We start from the raw sequence: 17,713 nt of genomic DNA on the forward strand, positions 1-17,713 counted from the left end.
ATTCCGTTCTCAAGCTTCCATCAGCTCGTGAAAAAACCGACCGCAAAGTTTATAAATGTGGGAGCGGTGTTCGGGATCATAGCTGATCAGTGCACATGTTGAAGGGCCAGCCGACTTTTCCATCGGCAGGCCGCATGTGTATACCGCGGAACTTTTCGTTAGAATTTCCATTTCATGCGAGATCCCTTTCGAGCCGACCGGAAGCACTTCATAAATGCCTTCTGTAGTTAAAAGCCTTCGAAAAAGTGAAAGCGGAAGAACGTCCTCATGGCGAGAAATCACTTCTTCACCGACCAGCGGGGCGCCGATCACCGCATATTTCGCATGTGGCGGAGTACAGTTCAACCGAAGAGTCCCTTGAGTTGCTTTTCCGATCATCGTAAACGAAGAAGCAGATTGCATCATTTTCATGTTGCTTTCCGTGCTCCCTGTAATCTGCACACCTTTCAGATCCAGCTGTCCAAACGTCCTTTCCGTCCCCTTTACCAGTTCCGCCCATGCTTCTTCCCCGTTGAAAGAATGAATGAGGAAGGTATGCGGCTCTCCTCCAGCCGCCATCACTTCCATGGCACAGACTCGGGCACCAAAGGCTGCTACGACAGGGTATGGAACGTGCACCGTATCCATAGGAAGGCTGCCGATGCCCCCCGAATTATCAGCTGCCATTACAAGCCATTCATCTGAACCCAACTCAGCTAACGTCACATCACGATTTGTTTTCATGATGGATCCTTACGTTTGGCCGATTAAAGACCGGGCTCAGCCTTGGAATGAGCAGTTGGGCTGTGATTCCGTTGAACACTGCTCCCACAGCCAGCCCTGGTATAAAAGCGAGGACCGCTGATTTTCCCAGTATCGGCCAAAAACAAAGCGGTGCCCCTATTCCGTTTCCTAAAATAAAGATCAGAATGGCAGTGATTTTAAATTTTCTCTGATAGAGCAGTCCAAAACAAAAGCTTAGAAGGCCCATCTGAACAGCGATCAGAAAATGCAGAGGGCCGAGTGGAAAGCCGGAAAGTCCGGCAGACATGAGATGCCCTATACAGGCAACAGCGGTTCCTGCCAGAGGAGACATTAGTGCTGCGGCGGCCAATGCCGGCATGGAATCAAATGCCACACTCCCGACGAGAGCTGGAATCTTAATAAAAGACCCTGCCACCGACAAGGAGAGAAAAGCGATAAATAAGGTGAATTTTTTATTCCGCATCATTTGGTTTACGTTTTCCTCCACGGAAAACAATGGCACTCCGCTCGTATTCAACATCATTTACTCCCGCACGGAAATTGATGACACGGGCAACCGCGAAAAAGTAATCAGAGAGTCTGTTCACATATTTCAATACCACCGGATTGATCTCATGATCCTGTTTGAGTTCAACGATTTCACGCTCTCCCCGCCTTGCCACCGTACGGCAGACATGAATGGCAGCTGACGCCTCTGACCCTCCCGGAAGTATAAAACGTTCCAGCTCTGGCGCCTCTTTTATGTACTCGTCAATTCGCTCTTCCAAGAAGAGAATCATGTCCTCTTTCGCTTTATAAGGATAGTCCTTTTTAACGGAAGACAGGTCTCCTCCGCAGTCAAACAGTTCATGCTGAATCTTTACCAGTTCATTGCGGATATCATCGAATTTTGCGTCCTGCAGCTTTGTAACCGCAACGCCCACAAAGCTGTTCAGTTCATCAAGTGTGCCGTAGGCATTCACCCTGATATGATTCTTATCCAGCCTTCCTCCAATGACACTTGTTTTCCCTTCGTCTCCTGTTCTAGTGTATAGCTTCATCCTTCATCATCTCCTTTTTATTGGCGGCCTGGCGTTAGCACATAGTGGACCTGCACTAAGGGCAAGCAACGCTTACTGCGGCTTGGGGAGCCCTTCCCACAGGAATTTCCCCTTATGTATCCAGCCAGCTTATTTTAAAGCCTGGGGAAGCCCGTACCAAATGACATCGGCTCTTTCAGCTGCCATAACGACATCCTGATAAAACCATCCAGTCACATCGCGCCATAGCCTGTTCTCTTTCTCGAGCGGCACAATTCCTTTTCCGATGTCTGTGCCGATGAGAACGAGCCGGCGGTCTGGCTCAGAAGCTTCCCAATCCAGCCAGTGCTTAAGCTTCCCTCTAAGAGCTGCTCTTCCGCCGCTTACATTCTCCTCTACAACCTTCTTCACGAGCTGCTCCAATCCTTCAAGTACAACGAGTGAAGTTGTAAAATCACGCGTTTCCCAGCTGGCGTCTTCATAGCCGTTGAACCAGCCCTCTGCTACTCTCGAGGCAGAATAGTGTTCCTGCACCCATTTGGCTTTACCGTGAAAGGAGCCTCCTGTAACAAAATGCATCTATCTTTCAACCTCCCTTCTGCCCCGTTCCAGTAAAGGGTGTAGCCTTTGCCGTGTGAGACCGGCCATGACCACATTTCTTTTCGTTCCGGAGCAAACTCCGACAATAAATAACGGATCGGGCCGCCGTGGGTGACAACGATGACATGCCCGCTGTCTTTCGCAGCCGGCCAAACCTCACGGTGCCAGGCACCATGAAGGCGATCTGCAAAGTCTTGATAGCTCTCTCCTCCCGGAGGACTTACGCCAAACGGATCGTCAATCCAATCCCGGTATCGTTGAATGCCGCAAAGATCGTCATATGTTTTTCTTTCCCATTCTCCAAAATGCATCTCCCGGAGTGCCGGGCTGACCTTCACCTTACTCTCCGGGAAAAGAATTTCTGCGGTTTCCATGCATCGTTTTCTGTCACTTGCAAGGATCGCTCCCTCAGGAAACGTTTCGTCTCTATGCAAAATGTACAGCTCTTTCCGCCCCTCTTCACATAAAGGGGGATCACAATGCCCGATATATTTATTTTGCTTATTTTCCTCCGTCAGCCCGTGGCGAAGGAGAGTAACAGCCAGCCTCCGAACCATAGCCATGTTTCCATCCCTTCCGATAGTGCACCTAATGTATCCCCTGTAATTCCTCCAAACTGGCGGACAAAGAATGTTTTACTTATTAAAAATACGGCGGAGCCTAAACAGAACAAGCTGATGAACAGAAGGAGCGCTCCCGCGGCCCATGCTCCAATGCCTGCCAGCAGGAGATAGGCGGCATATACAGGAAAGGCACGGGTTGATATGTTCTGCTTTATGGCAAAAGCCATACCTTCCTCCCTGGCAAGAGGAGCTGAGATCAGCAGGCCACCCATGCCGATACGGGCGAAGAAAGGAATGAGCAGAAACAGCAGCCAAACGAGCTTCGGAGCCATTTTCATCGTTTCAAAGATAAAAAGAAATCGCCAGCTCAATAGAAATAGAACAGACAGTACACCGAACGCTCCAGTCCGGGGATCCTTCATGATCTGCAGCCTTTTTTCTTTATCGCCGTACGAAAAATAGGCATCACTGCAATCCATCCACCCGTCAAGATGCAGGCCGCCTGTCATAATAATCGAGAAACAGAAAAGATAAAAACTTGTCATCAGCACCGGGATGACGCTTTGCTGCAACAGGAAATGAGCTTGTACACCAGCCAACCCTCCAAGAAGCAAGCCGACTGCAGGATACGAAAGCACACTCCACTTGCTTGTCTCTTTTGTCCATGGAAAAGCGGTGCGGATCGGCAGTGCGGTTAAGAACTGAAGAGCCAGTCCCAAACCGTATAGCGCCTTAAAACGGACAGGATGTGCATTGTTTTTCATCCGCAACATATCCCTTCCTTAAAATTGGCATGCACATTTCCACCTGGTACACCCAATGAGCTTCAGAGACAATCTGCTGATGAAGCTTTCCCAGCATCTGCATAAAATAAAAGGTCCCTTCATCCGTACAAGGGAGGCCCTGAAACACTTCGTTTGACACGACGATGAATGCGGTGCTGTTTTTTTTAAGCCTTCTTAATCCATCCATGATTTTAAGGAATACACCGGATCGAAATAATTCATCTTCCCACTGGTTTCTGTTTTCTTTCCAGCCGTCAAACAGCTCGTTGCTGACAAGATTGGTCAAACAATCAAGGAGGATGACGTCATTTTTTCCATATACATCACTTAGTTCATGGATGTTTCGCGGCTGTTCCCACGTCTTCCAGCGATACCCGCTGTTCATACGATCCGCCTGATGCCTCTTTATCCGTTCGTCCATTTCTCCATCCAGATGTTCGTTCGTTGCAATATAATGAAGGCGTTTCTCATTCTTTCCATGATAAATGGCAGACATTTCGGCAAATGAGCTTTTTCCGCTTCTGACTCCTCCGGTAATAAAGATCATCATCTCGAGTTCCACCCTTCAAGTGCAGCCAGCAGACGGTCGTTCTCCTGAGGCGTTCGGACGGCAATGCGGATATACCGGCCGTCGAGCCCTCTAAAATTAAAGGTATGCCTGACGATGATTCCTCGGCTCAGCAGATATTTAATAAGGGCCAACGGATCCTTTCCTTCTCCTCTCTCCCTTAACAAGTAAAAGTTAACAGCGGAAGGAGAGGTTTCAAATCCAATCTTGTGGAGGATCGGCAACATCCGCTTGCGCTCGTCTGTCGTTTTCATAGCTGCCTCTGCTGCAAAATCCTCTTGTTCCAGACAGAACAGACCGAGCTTTTGTGCGGGACCGTTCACACTCCAGGGAGGCTGATGCTTTTTCAATCGATCGATCTGCCCTTTGGATGACACGGCATACCCTAAACGGAGTCCGGGCAGATGAAACATCTTCGTCATCGACCGAAGCACAATCAGATTGGAATACTTTCCCATCAAGCGAACAGTGGATACAGGCTGTTCCAAAAAGTGGACAAAGGCTTCATCCACGACGAGTGTAACATGATGATGATCGCACAAAGCAGCGATCGATTCCAAAGTGTCCAGATCCCATGCGACTCCTGTTGGATTATTCGGGTTGCAAAGAAAACAAAGCTGCTTCCCGTTCAGTTTTTCACTCAGCTCATCGAGATTTGCCTGCCAGCCTTCACCTTCTGAAGTAACATAGATGTCCACCGTGCAATCGTTCGCTGCACACGCTTCTTCATACTCTGAAAAAGCAGGCGCTGTAATGAGGACGTCCGTACCCCGGTAAGCTTGAGCAATAAGAAAAATCAGTTCAGCCGCTCCGTTTCCTGCCAGTACCTGGTCAGCCCTCACCCCTTCTATTTCAGCCGCCCTTTGAACGAAAGGACCGGCGGACGGATGGGGATAGTCCAGAATTTCTTCGTAAAGGCTGGTCCACTTTTCCTTCATTTTTGACAGTGCAGGATATGGATTTACATTTACACTAAAATCTATGCTGTTCTCAACCAGGCTGGTTTTCAAGGATTTTGCCAGCAGCTGCGGATTAGCTCCATGATTGGGCAGCAACAATATACATCCCTCCCGCTGCAATTAATACGATAGTAAACCACATGACAGTACGCTGCATGATCGCTATTGTCCTTTCAATATGTATAGCCTTCAAGCTGTAGATTGGACGGCCGATGTACGGGCGATAAGAGACCTGGCCTTTATAATAATTCGTGCCGCCGAGCCGTATACCAAGAACTCCTGCCACCGCCGCTTCACTCCATCCGCTGTTCGGGCTGGGATGGTTCTTCGCCTGTTCCTTCAGCCACGAGATGGTCAACCGTTTTTTCCCCAGCCATCCTGCTGCCATAAGAAGCGCAGTAAGCCGGGCTGGTACGTAATTTAATACATCATCAAACCGGGCAGATGCCCAGCCGAAGTCTTTATATCTCTCATTCTTGTAGCCCACCATGGAATCACACGTATTGACCGCCCGGTACACCAAGGCGAGCGGTGCCCCCCCAATAAAGGCAAAGAATAGAGGAGCGGTGATTCCATCACTCGTATTTTCAGCGACCGTCTCGACAGCCCCTCTCACAATCTCAGCCGGAGGCAGATGTTCTGTATCTCTTCCGACAATCCAGCTTAGTTTTTTGCGGGCCTCTTGCACATCTCCCCGCTTAAGAGGCACAAGCACCGACAGTCCTGCTTCTTTAAGCCCTCTGGCCGCAATGGTCGTGGAAATGAACATCGATTCTATGAAAACCCCTAAAACAAGGTTTATGGAATAAGCAAACCTTACGATGATAAAAGTCAGTACGAGGGTAATAGATAGAAGAATAAAAAGCATGATGGAACCTTTCAGCTTTTTCCATCTTCCCCGGTTCAGCACCCGGTCCATCACAGAAATCAATTTGCCGAAACCTCTTACCGGATGCGGCAGCCAGCGAGGATCACCGATGAGCTGGTCGATGATCAAAGCGAGTACCATTGATAGCAGATGAAGGGCCATCATCATGATTGTGACATTCTCTTTCTATCGTTTTCGATTGCTTTACCAACGGTCTGATAGACGGCATGGCCAATCGCTTTTCCCAACGGAGTAATCGTACCGGCGTAGCTCATCCTTTTCCCTTGCTGTGTCGACGCGATACAAAGGCTGTCCGTTGAAGTACCTGTAGCCATCGTTCCTGTAATCGGATCTTTAATCTCATAATCTCTGAGCGCACTGGCCTTTGCTTCTGTGGCTGTCATCATCGCCTGGACAAATGCCTCATCGGTAAGCTGTCCCTCCAGAAAAAGCCAGATATTAATTGTGCCAACTGCCACAGATCCAGCCTTCCTCTGCCACGATTGAGCAGCATCTACCGCATTGGATGTCCCTGATGTTGCTGCGGCAAGAAGCTTGATTCCGTCTTTTTCTATAGAAACCACTCCTGCATCCTCCAGCCGTGCCGCTGTCATCATTCCAACCGTTTCATTCGGATTGACAGGAAGGGAGCGCAGGTACGCTTCATATTCAGAATGAGCATCATCACAATTGTAGTTCCTGTCCACGTGACGGTTAACAAACGTATTCGCCCAACCGAATCCTCCGCCGATCAGGGCCGAAGACATTGTTTTTAAAAAATACGGGCTTCGGAACACCATTGATTTATTTGTGGCCTGAAGCTTAATATCTTCTATTTTCTTTTGTTCCTCTCGTTCAGCCGGCACAAGCGCGATTAAGGGCTTCGGCTTCTGAGGATGCTCCTGCCTGCTCAGCTTCGTATCATACACACCTTCCAGGAGGATGCTGTCCATAATGTCACCAGGCTTTCCGATCGCCTTCTCTTTTCCTTCATCGAGAAGAAGAACCTGGTCACAGTACAGACTGGCAATATTCAAATCATGCAATATGGCAACCACCGTCAGCTGGCAGCCCTGCACCCAATCTTTCAGCAAGTCCATAAGTTTCATCTGATAGGAAAGATCAAGATGGTTCGTCGGCTCATCGAGCAGCAGGATTTCTGGTTCCTGCGCAAGCGCCTTAGCCAAAAGAACCCGCTGCCGTTCGCCGCCGCTCAAGGACTGGATGCTTTTCTCCGCAAAATGCTGGACTCCTGTAAACTCCATGGATCGCTGGACCATCTCTTCGTCCTTCGGCGATGATTGCTTCAGCAAGCCTTTGTAAAAAGGATAGCGGCCGAGCGCTACCACTTCACGGACGGTAAAGTCGAACGAACTTTCCGCATGCTGAGGAAGAACAGCGATGATCCTGGCTAAATCCTTGGCGGAATAGCTGCTGACTGGTTTTCCTTTAATTAAAATTTCACCGGACTGCGGAGACAGCATTCCGTTTATCATCTTCATGAGAGTGGTCTTCCCGCTCCCGTTTGGTCCGATGATGCCGGTTATTTTTCCTTTTTCAATGGAAAACGAAAGATCTTTTACCACGGGCTTGCCGTCATAGCCTCCAGTAAGCTGCTGAATTTGTATCATGTAGTCACCTTCCTTCTACGATAGCGGATAAAAATCACGGCAAAAATCGGACTTCCGATGATCGCCGTCAATACACCGATCGGCAGCTCCGTCGGCGAGATGATTGTTCGTGCGATGAGATCGACCAGAACGAGAAATACCCCGCCCAGAATCGTGGAAAGGGGCAGTAAATGGCGATGATCCACTCCCCAGATCATGCGCACCATATGAGGGATGACAAGGCCGACAAACCCGATGGTGCCTGACACCGCTACAGCCGAGCCTGTCAAAAGTGAAGCCCCGAACAGCACGAGTGACGTATGTTTTTTCACGTCCACACCAATTGACCTTGCATCCTGCCGGCCAAAAGAAAGTGCATTTAATTCACGTGCACTTGCCAGGAGAATGATAAGCCCTGCAGCCAAAAACGGAGTGATCAGCTGAACGTACGGCCATCCTCTCATGGATACGCTGCCGAGCAGCCAGCCGATGATCTGCCTTAATTCATCCCCGGTCAGTGCGATTAAAAGAGAGGTTAAAGCACCTATAAATGAACTGCTTAAAATGCCTGCCAGAATAATCGTCTCAACCGCAAGGCTGCGCTGCACAAGGCGAGCGAAATAAATTACTCCGACAAGGGTAAGAAAACCGGTAATTATGCTCACTACCGGAAGAGTGAAATTTCCGAGTACTGGAAGCTGAATGCCGAAGAACAGGACAGCCACTGCACCCAAGGCTGAACCCGACGATACCCCAAGCGTATAAGGATCGGCCAGCGGATTTTTCAGCAGCCCCTGAAATGCTGTTCCTGCCAGTGCCAGTGAGCAGCCGACAAGCATAGCGAGAATGACTCGGGGAAAGCGGATTTCCATGACGATATTAACGATGGATGAATCGATCGAAGCAGGTACGGGATAATGGAAAAGCTTTGCTCCCAATATCTTCACCACATGAAAAAGGGGGATAGGTATTGAACCTACCGATATCCCCAGAGCAACAGCTAAGCCTAAAAGCAGGAGCACAGCTGTGTATGAAACGATGATTTTACTTTTTGTATACTTCCGGATAGATGGCTTTTGCAAGCTCCTCCACTCCTTCAATCAAACGCGGTCCTGGACGTGTTACCTTATCGGAGTGCACATCATAAATTTCTTTGTTTTTTACCGCAGGAACGTCCTTCCAGGCTTTACGGGCCATAATCTGTTCCATCGGCTTCTTCGAATAGTAGCCGTACGTCGTTACAATGGCATCCGGTTGATATTTGACAGGCTGCTCTTCAGAAACCTTCGCCCATCCTTTTAAATCGCCTGCCGCATTTTTTGCATGAATGGCGTTCAGCATCTCATCAATAAATGTTCCTTTACCCGCTGTATAAATCTCAGGTGCCGGTGCAACCTCAACCCAGACCTTTTTCTCTTGCTTTACTTGTTTTGCTTTTTCCTTGATCGCTGACAGATCATCCTTCATGGATTTTACGATCTTATCCCCTTGTTTTTGAGTGCCTGTTGCTTTAGCGATCATGTCAATGGCATGGTACGTATCCTCAAAGTTCTGTGCATCATTGATCACGATGACCTTGATGCCGGCATTCTTAAGCTGATCGATTCCCTGCTTGGAAGTATGCGCGCCAGAGGCATGGGCGAGCACGAGATCAGGCTTTAGGCCAACAATCTTCTCGACGTTAAATTCCATACCGCCGATCTTGGTTTTTTTCGTCGCCGCTTCAGGGTAGTTGTCAAAGTCCGATACGCCGACAATCTCCTTATCCAGGCCAAGCGCGAATGCGATCTCTGTATTGCTTGGTATGAGCGAGACGATCTTCTTTGGTTTTTTATCAATTTTTACATTCTCATCCGCCGCATCTTTAATCGTTACGGGGAATTCACTCTTTGCCTGACTGCCGTTCTCTTTTTTGTCTGTTGACTGATTGCCGGCCGAACAGCCTGCGATGATGGCGATCACGAGCATCAGCATCATCGCAATTTGTGTAAACTTCTTCAATTCCTTCACGCTCCTATGTATCGTTTAGCTGCAGTTGTGCAAACAAAAAAGCCCTCCCTTCGGAGAGCGAATCAACAGTTAATCATAAAAGAAATGATTACAATTACTTCACCTTTTCCTCGAAGGTTCGCACAGGCAATTAAGGCAGGTCTCCTGACTTCCGATCAACAATCTTCTTCTCCTTCCCATCCTTTGATTTGAACAGTGGAAATTGTAAGAAGATCTCCCGATTACAGTGGCGGGACCGTGCTGGACTTGAACCAGCTTCCCTTTTAACGTTTTATTGATCATAAAACGGACCTTAACCGCATATTCAGCTATATCCATTATACCTCTTAAGTGCAAAATGAAAAGTTTAATTTAGATTCAGTGATCTCTTAGCTTCAAGGCTCCCTGCAATCCAGTCGCTCCTAAGCAGGCCGAGAACATAAATATCATAATACTCGTCTTCATCAAAATAGGCTTGCCTTCTGACACCCTCTTTTTTAAAGCCGAGAGCGGTCAAGAGTTTCAGGCTTTTTTTGTTATATTCATAAACCTCTGCATCGATTCGATAGGTCTCACGGTCAAACAGGTGGTCCAGGATTCCTGACAGGGCTTCCTGCATATACCCTTTTCCGGATTCGGCACCGAGCCCGAACCGCAGCCAGCCATACTGACGGGTGCCGCCCATCCAATTGAACCGGACATATCCCACAGGAAGCGAGCTCCTCTTTTCGATGATCATCAAGTATGATTCGTTCGGAGAGCTTGAACTTTTTTCGATATCCCGCCTTTGATTGCCTTCGTTAATAATGGTCGCCGTTCCTGTAGACATTTTCCGGAATAAAGGGCCGCTTTTCCATTGTGCGATGACAGAGGCATCACTAACCGAAATGTCTCTGATCTTCAATCTTTCAAATTCCAGCTCCATTTTCGTCATGCTCCAGGCCTCCCATTTGTCCCTAGTATGAATGATCTATTTTATCATAATATGCAGCTTCTCAAATTTAAAGATGATATCGCCTGTCTTTATAGGTTCCGGTGTGGGGAAGGTTTAGGGATTTGAAGATTTTTTCCGATATTGAACGAGATGAGAGGGATAGAAAGAATTTGAGTTCGCGGTGATTGTTGAGCCAATGAGAAGTTTAAAGTCTTCCAAAGAATACAAGTGGGCATGTTCGGAGGAATGGTTACAGAATGGACAAAGCCATTTAACAGCATATGTTTTTTGCATACCAAAGGCGAAGCACGAAGGGCAATGAACGCCTTTTAAAAGATCATTTTCCGAAACGTTAAACTTTGATAGTATGTCAGGATTATATTGGACGTGTTTTTTATTGAGTAGTTTGACGCTCTATTAAACAAAACTTTGTTCAATTTTAGCGCGTTTCGGATGATTTACTGGCAGTCTTCTTAACAAGGCTTCTAATTTCCTAATACAAATCGGCAAATGATGTTCGATCACAATATAAAGATCACATCCTCTTTATTTTTTGGAGTTATCTTCTCTGGAAAACACCTTTTTTCCTTCTCATGAACGACTTAAATTTTGCGCGGTATACTCTGAGGATGAAATACGCGCCAGTCTCCATGAAATACGCGCGAATCTGATGAAAATATTTATGCGCCAATCCCCCAGATCCAACAAAAAAAACCGCTTGCGACTGATCAGGCCTCAAGCGGTTTACTAAAATAGCTTATTTTTGAAGGTTGTAGAATGCGCTCAATCCAGGGTAGCGGCTGATGCTTGCCAATTCGTCTTCGATACGAAGCAATTGGTTGTATTTCGCTACACGGTCGGTACGGGAAGGAGCACCGGTTTTGATTTGTCCAGCGTTTGTCGCTACAGCGATGTCAGCGATTGTGCTGTCTTCACTTTCACCAGAACGGTGAGAGATAACTGCAGTGTAACCTGCACGTTTCGCCATTTCGATCGCATCAAAGGTTTCAGTCAATGTACCGATTTGGTTCACTTTGATAAGGATAGAGTTGCCTACGCCCTGCTCGATACCTTGAGCAAGTTTAGTTGTGTTTGTTACGAACAGGTCGTCTCCTACAAGCTGAATTTTCTTGCCAAGACGGTCAGTCAACAGCTTGTGGCCTTCCCAGTCGTTTTCATCCAAGCCATCTTCAATAGAGATGATTGGGTATTTAGAAACAAGATCTTCGTAGAAAGCAACCATTTCTTCAGATGTTTTAACAACACCCTCACCAGAAAGATGGTATTTGCCGTCTTCTTTGTTGAATAGCTCAGAAGAGGCAACGTCCATTGCAAGACGTACTTCTTCACCAGGCTTGTAGCCAGCTTTTTCGATAGCTTCCATGATGGTTTGAAGCGCTTCTTCATTTGAAGAAAGGTTTGGTGCGAATCCGCCTTCGTCACCTACAGCTGTGTTTAGTCCTTTTTCTTTTAATACAGATTTAAGGCTGTGGAAGATTTCAGCTCCCATACGAAGTGCTTCAGAGAAAGTTGGTGCGCCGACTGGCATTACCATAAATTCTTGAATGTCGACATTATTGTCAGCATGCTCTCCTCCGTTCAGGATGTTCATCATTGGAACAGGAAGAGTTTTTGAGTTGAAACCTCCAAGGTACATGTACAAAGGAAGACCAAGAAGATCCGCAGCAGCACGAGCCACAGCCATGGATACACCAAGGATTGCGTTTGCTCCGAATTTCCCTTTATTTTCTGTTCCATCAAGATCGATTAACGTTTTGTCGATTCCGACTTGATCCAATACATCGTATCCGATCAATTCAGGTGCGATAAGCGTGTTCACGTTCTCAACTGCTGTTTGTACACCTTTCCCTAGGTAGCGGCCTTTGTCGCCGTCACGAAGTTCTACTGCTTCGTATTCACCTGTGGATGCACCGCTTGGCACGATCGCACGGCCGAATGCGCCGGACTCAGTGTAAACTTCTACTTCTACTGTTGGATTCCCGCGGGAGTCCAGTACTTCACGAGCATATACTTCAATAATTGCTGACATAAAATTTTCTCTCCTTATCAAACAAGATTTTATAGGTAGGAACAATCCTTATTTCAAAAATTAGCCTTTGATCAGCGTTTCGCCTGTCATCTCCTTCGGCTGTTTGCCGCCGAGAAGGGTCAGGAACGTCGGTGCGAGGTCAGCAAGCTTGCCGCCGTCGCGAAGTTCGATATCATTCTTCGTAACGATGATCGGCACCGGGTTCGTCGTGTGGGCGGTCATTGGTTTGCCTTCAAGCGTTACCACTTCGTCTGCGTTTCCGTGGTCAGCTGTAATCATAGCATAACCGTCTTTCGCAAGGATCGCGTCCACTACTTTTCCAAGACACTCATCCACGGCCTCGATCGCCTTGATCGTCGGTTCGAGTTTACCTGAATGGCCTACCATATCCGGATTGGCAAAGTTCAGGATGATCGCATCATGGTTTTCGGCTTCGATCTCTTTTACAAGAGCGTCCGTCACTTCATACGCGCTCATTTCAGGTTTTAAATCATAGGTCGCCACTTTCGGCGAATCAATCAAAATCCGCGTTTCACCTTCAAATTCCGCTTCGCGCCCGCCGCTGAAGAAGAAGGTAACGTGAGGATACTTTTCAGTTTCTGCAATACGCAGCTGTTTATAATTTTGCTGTGAAAGAACTTCCCCCAGCGTGTTATCAAGGTTTGTCGGTTTGAACGCGACATCTCCCTGCACCGTCTCACTGAAGTTGGTCAGGCACACAAAGTGAATGTCTTTCGGGAATTGATCTCCACGATCAAAGCCTCGGAAATCTTCATTTGTGAAGACCTGTGAAATCTGAATGGCGCGGTCCGGCCGGAAGTTACAAAAGATAATTGCATCTCCGTCTTGGATGGTAGCAACCGGTGAACCATCTTCCTTCTTCAAAACAGAAGGAAGAACAAATTCATCATAGATTTCATTCTTGTAGGAGTCTTCCACCACTTCGATCGGGTCGGTGTAATCCGGGCCTTCGCCATAAACCATGGCTCGGTAGGATTTTTCTACACGATCCCAGCGTTTGTCACGGTCCATAGAGTAATAGCGTCCGGACAACGTCGCAATCTGTCCTATTCCCAGCTCGTCCATTTTTTTCAACGTCTGCTCGATATAGCCTTTTGCCGATTGCGGAGGAACATCCCTGCCGTCCAAGAAGCCGTGCAGGTAAACATTTTCTACGCCTTGCTTTTTAGCCGTTTCAAGCAATGCAAAAATATGGTCGATGTGGCTGTGGATCCCGCCGTCAGAAAGAAGTCCGAAGATGTGAAGGTTTGTTCCCTTCTTCTTCACTTCATCCATCGCTTCGATAAAGGTCGGATTTTCATAGAAATCCCCTTCCTTGATCGCAAGATTCACACGGGTAAGGCTTTGGTAAACAATACGGCCAGCACCAATATTCAAATGTCCGACTTCAGAATTCCCCATCTGCCCAGGAGGAAGCCCTACAGCTTCTCCGCATGCTGTCAAATGGCTATGAGGATAGGTCTCCCAATATCGGTCAAAGTTTGGCTTTTTCGCATGTGCAACGGCATTACCTTTTTCTTCTCCGCGGCAGGCAAAACCATCAAGAATAATCAGTGCGACAGGTTTCTTAGGCATTGTTTACACCTTCCAAAAGCTGAAGGAACGATTGCGGTTCAAGGCTTGCTCCTCCAACAAGAGCACCATCGATATCAGACATGCCCATAAGTTCTTTAATATTGCCTGGCTTAACGCTTCCACCGTATTGAATGCGGACTTGGTCAGCCGCTTCTTGTGAGAACTGCTCAGCGATGACGCTGCGGATGTAGGCGCAAACCTCGTTGGCATCTTCAGAGGAAGCCGTTTTGCCCGTACCGATCGCCCAAACCGGTTCGTAAGCAACGACCGTACGTTTAACTTGTTCTTCGGAAAGACCTTGAAGTCCTTTTTCCGTTTGGGTTTTTACAACGTCTTTTGTTTGGTCTGCTTCACGCTGTTCAAGGGTTTCACCTACACAAACGATCGGGGTTAACCCGTGGTTGAAAGCAGCATGGGTCTTTTGGTTAACGAGCTCATCGGTTTCACCAAAGTACTCGCGGCGCTCGGAATGTCCAAGAACGACATAGCCCACACCAAGGTCTTTCAGCATAACAGGGCTGATTTCGCCTGTGAACGCTCCATTGTCTTCAAAGTGCATGTTTTGAGCACCAATGCCAAGGTCTGTTCCCTTGGAGGCATTTACAAGTGCGTCCAAGAATAAAGCTGGCGCGCAGACAACAGAATCTACTGCATCAGAAGAAGGGATAGATCCTTTTACTTCTTCAACAAAAGATTTTGCTTCAGAAAGTGTTTTGTTCATTTTCCAGTTTCCTGCAATAATCGGTTTTCGCATGTTTTTCACCTTCCTAAGAATGTGCAGTTGCTCCGAAACTCAAGGAATCTCGCGGATCAATAGCACAGTTCTTCGTCGATTTCTTTTCAAACGGGATTACTTGTCATTTAATGCTGTGACACCAGGAAGTTCTTTTCCTTCCATGAATTCGAGAGAAGCACCGCCGCCTGTTGAGATGTGGCTCATTTGATCTGCGAGGCCAAATTTCTCAACTGCAGCTGCTGAATCTCCGCCTCCGATTACACTATAGGTATCTTTAGCTTCTGCCAGGGCTTCTGCAACAGAGCGGGTTCCTTTGGAGAAGGCTTCAATTTCAAAGACTCCCATTGGCCCGTTCCATATTACAAGCTTCGAATTCTTAATGGTATTTTGGTACTTTTCAATCGTTTTCTTTCCGATATCAAGACCTTCCCAATCAGAAGGGATGGAATCAATGCTTACCACTTTCGTGTTGGCATCGTTTGAAAAATCGTCAGCTACAAGAATGTCTTCAGGGATAAGGAAGTTAACGCCTTTTTCCTTCGCTTTCTCCATGAATCCTTTTGCTGTTTCAATTTTGTCTTCTTCTAAAAGAGATTTACCTACATCATGGCCCAACGCTTTGATGAACGTATAGCCAAGGCCTCCGCCGATGATCAGGTTATCTACTTTATCGAGCAGGTTATTGATCACATCAATTTTATCTTTAACTTTCGCACCGCCGATGATGGCAGTAAACGGACGGTCAGGATCAGACAGAGCTTTTCCAAGCACATCTAGTTCTTTTTCCATTAAGAAACCTGCAACAGCCGGAAGATGTTTTGCTACGCCTTCCGTGGATGCGTGCGCACGGTGGGCTGCACCGAAAGCATCATTCACATACACATCAGCAAATTCTGCAAATTTCTTTGCTAATTCAGGATCATTTTTTTCTTCTCCAGGATAAAAGCGGACGTTCTCAAGAAGGATAACGCCTCCGTTATCGATGCTCGCCAATGCCTTCTTGACTTCTTCGCCGTATGCTTCATCGGTTTTTAACACTTCTTTGCCAAGAAGATGGCTCAAGCGCTGTGCCACTGGGGTCAAGCGAAGCTCTTCAACGACTTGGCCTTTCGGACGTCCAAGATGGCTGGCCAATAACACTTTGGCCCCTTGCTCTGTTAAGTATTGAATCGTTGGGAGTGCCGCACGGATTCTAGTATCGTCGGTAATTTCCCCATTTTCCATCGGTACATTAAAGTCAACGCGGCAGAATACCACTTTTCCATTAACGTCGATGTCACGAACTGTTTTCTTGTTCATAAGTATAACCTCCTGACAGTCTTAAATAGAGAAGAAGAGAATCCCTTTTACACACCCTAGTTTAACCTAAAATGCGCAGGTGAAAACGAGAAGTTCCTAGGTGTAAACTTTCTAAGAGTTATAGCAGTAAGCCTTTGGTTCGGGTTAACTTCGTTGGAATTTTTAACTGCTGGCAACTTCACCGCTGGAATTTTTGAACTGCATGCCATTTCTAGGGATAAAAATTCCTTGGTGAACTTCTTCTTGGAATTTATCAACTGCGCGTTTTTTCCTTGGGTAAAATTCCTTACAAGGGAAAGAGGGTAAGGGCATCTTTCAACCCTTCCCCTCTACTTTTATTTCTCTCTATTATTAAAGTCCTTTTTTAGCAATAAAGTCAATAAGGTCTACAACACGGCTGGAGTATCCAGTTTCGTTGTCGTACCAAGAGATGACTTTAACCATGTTGCCTTCCATAACCATTGTAGAAAGGCCGTCAACTGTAGAAGAGTTTGTGTTGCCGTTATAGTCAGTAGATACAAGCGGCTCGTCGCTGTATCCAAGAATGCCTTTTAATGGGCCTTCAGCTGCTTCTTTCAATGCTGCGTTAATTTCTTCAGCAGAAACTTCTTTGTCAAGTTCAGCAACAAGGTCAACTAAGGATACGTTTGGAGTTGGAACACGCATTGCCATACCGTTTAGTTTTCCTTTAAGTTCAGGAAGCACTAGAGAAACAGCTTTTGCAGCACCAGTCGTTGTAGGAATGATGTTTTCTGCAGCTGCACGTGCACGACGGTAGTCTTTGTGCGGAAGATCAAGGATCTGCTGATCATTTGTGTAAGAGTGAACAGTTGTCATCATACCGCGTTTGATTCCAAATTTTTCGTTTAGTACTTTCGCGAAAGGAGCTAGACAGTTTGTCGTACAAGAAGCGTTAGAAATGACATGGTGGCTTCCAGCATCGTATTTGTCTTCGTTAACACCCATTACTACAGTGATATCTTCGTCATTTGCAGGAGCAGAGATGATTACTTTTTTAGCGCCGGCTTCCAAGTGTTTAGCAGCGTCTGCACGTTTTGTGAAACGTCCAGTAGATTCAACAACTACTTCCACGCCAAGGTCTCCCCATCCCAATTGAGCTGGGTCGCGCTCAGCCAAAACTTTGATTTCTTTGCCGTTTACGATCAGCGAGTTTTCACCAACTTCAACAGTCGCATCAAGCTTTCCGTGTACAGTGTCATGCTTCAATAGGAATGCAAGCATGTTTGCATCTGTTAAATCATTAACAGCTACCACTTCTACGTTAGGGTTGTTAAGCGCTGCACGAAATACGTTACGGCCGATACGACCAAATCCATTAATACCAACTTTAGTTGCCATTTAAAATGACCTCCTTATAATTAGAAAGAAAATT

The 17,713-nt window shown here is 46.9% G+C and carries 18 protein-coding genes and 1 riboswitch; all 18 genes read right to left on the reverse strand.

Going from position 1 to position 17,713, the window contains the following annotated elements; genetic code table 11:
• Positions 1–9 precede the first annotated feature (9 nt).
• Positions 10–723 (reverse strand): ATPase, encoded by a 714-nt coding sequence (locus ABHN01_RS17360; protein WP_429876559.1) that lies wholly within the window; start codon positions 721–723, stop codon positions 10–12.
• A complete protein-coding gene (locus tag ABHN01_RS17365; protein WP_429876560.1) occupies positions 707–1,210 on the reverse strand; it encodes an ECF transporter S component in 504 nt (167 codons plus the stop codon). The genes ABHN01_RS17360 and ABHN01_RS17365 overlap by 17 nt, the downstream gene beginning before the upstream one ends.
• Positions 1,197–1,784, reverse strand: a complete 588-nt coding sequence (locus ABHN01_RS17370; protein WP_429876561.1) for a cob(I)yrinic acid a,c-diamide adenosyltransferase — start codon at positions 1,782–1,784, stop codon at positions 1,197–1,199. Before ABHN01_RS17370 ends, ABHN01_RS17365 begins: the two co-directional genes overlap by 14 nt.
• A 129-nt stretch (positions 1,785–1,913) precedes the next feature.
• Entirely contained in the window at positions 1,914–2,342 is a 429-nt protein-coding gene (locus tag ABHN01_RS17375; protein WP_429876562.1) for a bifunctional adenosylcobinamide kinase/adenosylcobinamide-phosphate guanylyltransferase, read from the reverse strand.
• On the reverse strand, positions 2,267–2,926 hold the full coding sequence (locus tag ABHN01_RS17380) for a histidine phosphatase family protein (RefSeq protein ID WP_429876563.1): 660 nt from the start codon (positions 2,924–2,926) through the stop codon (positions 2,267–2,269). Before ABHN01_RS17380 ends, ABHN01_RS17375 begins: the two co-directional genes overlap by 76 nt.
• Positions 2,878–3,690, reverse strand: a complete 813-nt coding sequence (locus ABHN01_RS17385; RefSeq protein ID WP_429876564.1) for an adenosylcobinamide-GDP ribazoletransferase — start codon at positions 3,688–3,690, stop codon at positions 2,878–2,880. Before ABHN01_RS17385 ends, ABHN01_RS17380 begins: the two co-directional genes overlap by 49 nt.
• Positions 3,659–4,261: a bifunctional adenosylcobinamide kinase/adenosylcobinamide-phosphate guanylyltransferase gene (locus ABHN01_RS17390; protein ID WP_429876565.1), complete on the reverse strand. Its 603-nt coding sequence runs from the start codon at positions 4,259–4,261 to the stop codon at positions 3,659–3,661. Before ABHN01_RS17390 ends, ABHN01_RS17385 begins: the two co-directional genes overlap by 32 nt.
• Entirely contained in the window at positions 4,258–5,337 is a 1,080-nt protein-coding gene (gene cobD / locus ABHN01_RS17395) for a threonine-phosphate decarboxylase CobD (protein WP_429876566.1), read from the reverse strand. Before cobD ends, ABHN01_RS17390 begins: the two co-directional genes overlap by 4 nt.
• Positions 5,312–6,271 carry an adenosylcobinamide-phosphate synthase CbiB gene (cbiB, locus tag ABHN01_RS17400; RefSeq protein ID WP_429876585.1) on the reverse strand — a complete coding sequence of 320 codons (960 nt, stop codon included), beginning with the start codon at positions 6,269–6,271 and terminating at the stop codon, positions 5,312–5,314. Before cbiB ends, cobD begins: the two co-directional genes overlap by 26 nt.
• On the reverse strand, positions 6,271–7,737 hold the full coding sequence (locus ABHN01_RS17405; protein WP_429876567.1) for a heme ABC transporter ATP-binding protein: 1,467 nt from the start codon (positions 7,735–7,737) through the stop codon (positions 6,271–6,273). Before ABHN01_RS17405 ends, cbiB begins: the two co-directional genes overlap by 1 nt.
• On the reverse strand, positions 7,734–8,798 hold the full coding sequence (locus ABHN01_RS17410; protein WP_429876568.1) for a FecCD family ABC transporter permease: 1,065 nt from the start codon (positions 8,796–8,798) through the stop codon (positions 7,734–7,736). The genes ABHN01_RS17405 and ABHN01_RS17410 overlap by 4 nt, the downstream gene beginning before the upstream one ends.
• Positions 8,761–9,717, reverse strand: a complete 957-nt coding sequence (locus ABHN01_RS17415) for an ABC transporter substrate-binding protein (RefSeq protein WP_290398285.1) — start codon at positions 9,715–9,717, stop codon at positions 8,761–8,763. Before ABHN01_RS17415 ends, ABHN01_RS17410 begins: the two co-directional genes overlap by 38 nt.
• 126 nt (positions 9,718–9,843) lie before the next feature.
• Positions 9,844–10,036: riboswitch (cobalamin riboswitch) on the reverse strand.
• Positions 10,037–10,072: 36 nt separating this feature from the next.
• Entirely contained in the window at positions 10,073–10,639 is a 567-nt protein-coding gene (locus tag ABHN01_RS17420) for a GNAT family N-acetyltransferase (RefSeq protein ID WP_429876569.1), read from the reverse strand.
• 757 nt (positions 10,640–11,396) lie between these two features.
• Positions 11,397–12,689 (reverse strand): phosphopyruvate hydratase, encoded by a 1,293-nt coding sequence (gene eno / locus ABHN01_RS17425; RefSeq protein WP_290398283.1) that lies wholly within the window; start codon positions 12,687–12,689, stop codon positions 11,397–11,399.
• Between the two features lie 60 nt (positions 12,690–12,749).
• Positions 12,750–14,285, reverse strand: a complete 1,536-nt coding sequence (gene gpmI, locus ABHN01_RS17430; RefSeq protein ID WP_429876570.1) for a 2,3-bisphosphoglycerate-independent phosphoglycerate mutase — start codon at positions 14,283–14,285, stop codon at positions 12,750–12,752.
• Positions 14,278–15,039 carry a triose-phosphate isomerase gene (tpiA, locus tag ABHN01_RS17435; RefSeq protein WP_429876571.1) on the reverse strand — a complete coding sequence of 254 codons (762 nt, stop codon included), beginning with the start codon at positions 15,037–15,039 and terminating at the stop codon, positions 14,278–14,280. The genes gpmI and tpiA overlap by 8 nt, the downstream gene beginning before the upstream one ends.
• A 96-nt stretch (positions 15,040–15,135) precedes the next feature.
• Complete coding sequence (locus ABHN01_RS17440) at positions 15,136–16,320, reverse strand: phosphoglycerate kinase (protein ID WP_429876572.1); 1,185 nt, start codon at positions 16,318–16,320, stop codon at positions 15,136–15,138.
• A 351-nt stretch (positions 16,321–16,671) separates the two neighbouring features.
• Positions 16,672–17,679, reverse strand: coding sequence for a type I glyceraldehyde-3-phosphate dehydrogenase (gap, locus tag ABHN01_RS17445; protein WP_429876573.1), 1,008 nt, complete (start codon positions 17,677–17,679; stop codon positions 16,672–16,674).
• Positions 17,680–17,713: the final 34 nt, after the last annotated feature.

Source organism: Fictibacillus sp. NRS-1165, from assembly GCF_050468105.1.
Lineage (GTDB): Bacteria > Bacillota > Bacilli > Bacillales > Fictibacillaceae > Fictibacillus_C > Fictibacillus_C terrinigri.

Coding starts and splice junctions, on each gene's coding strand:
- tpiA (WP_429876571.1), bottom strand. CDS start 15,039: ATGCGAAAACCGATTATTGCAGGAAACTGGAAAATGAACAAAACACTT.
- ABHN01_RS17370 (WP_429876561.1), bottom strand. CDS start 1,784: ATGAAGCTATACACTAGAACAGGAGACGAAGGGAAAACAAGTGTCATT.
- ABHN01_RS17360 (WP_429876559.1), bottom strand. CDS start 723: ATGAAAACAAATCGTGATGTGACGTTAGCTGAGTTGGGTTCAGATGAA.
- ABHN01_RS17375 (WP_429876562.1), bottom strand. CDS start 2,342: ATGCATTTTGTTACAGGAGGCTCCTTTCACGGTAAAGCCAAATGGGTG.
- eno (WP_290398283.1), bottom strand. CDS start 12,689: ATGTCAGCAATTATTGAAGTATATGCTCGTGAAGTACTGGACTCCCGC.
- ABHN01_RS17385 (WP_429876564.1), bottom strand. CDS start 3,690: ATGAAAAACAATGCACATCCTGTCCGTTTTAAGGCGCTATACGGTTTG.
- gpmI (WP_429876570.1), bottom strand. CDS start 14,285: ATGCCTAAGAAACCTGTCGCACTGATTATTCTTGATGGTTTTGCCTGC.
- ABHN01_RS17390 (WP_429876565.1), bottom strand. CDS start 4,261: ATGATGATCTTTATTACCGGAGGAGTCAGAAGCGGAAAAAGCTCATTT.
- ABHN01_RS17365 (WP_429876560.1), bottom strand. CDS start 1,210: ATGATGCGGAATAAAAAATTCACCTTATTTATCGCTTTTCTCTCCTTG.
- gap (WP_429876573.1), bottom strand. CDS start 17,679: ATGGCAACTAAAGTTGGTATTAATGGATTTGGTCGTATCGGCCGTAAC.
- ABHN01_RS17380 (WP_429876563.1), bottom strand. CDS start 2,926: ATGGCTATGGTTCGGAGGCTGGCTGTTACTCTCCTTCGCCACGGGCTG.
- cbiB (WP_429876585.1), bottom strand. CDS start 6,271: ATGATGGCCCTTCATCTGCTATCAATGGTACTCGCTTTGATCATCGAC.
- ABHN01_RS17440 (WP_429876572.1), bottom strand. CDS start 16,320: ATGAACAAGAAAACAGTTCGTGACATCGACGTTAATGGAAAAGTGGTA.
- ABHN01_RS17420 (WP_429876569.1), bottom strand. CDS start 10,639: ATGACGAAAATGGAGCTGGAATTTGAAAGATTGAAGATCAGAGACATT.
- ABHN01_RS17405 (WP_429876567.1), bottom strand. CDS start 7,737: ATGATACAAATTCAGCAGCTTACTGGAGGCTATGACGGCAAGCCCGTG.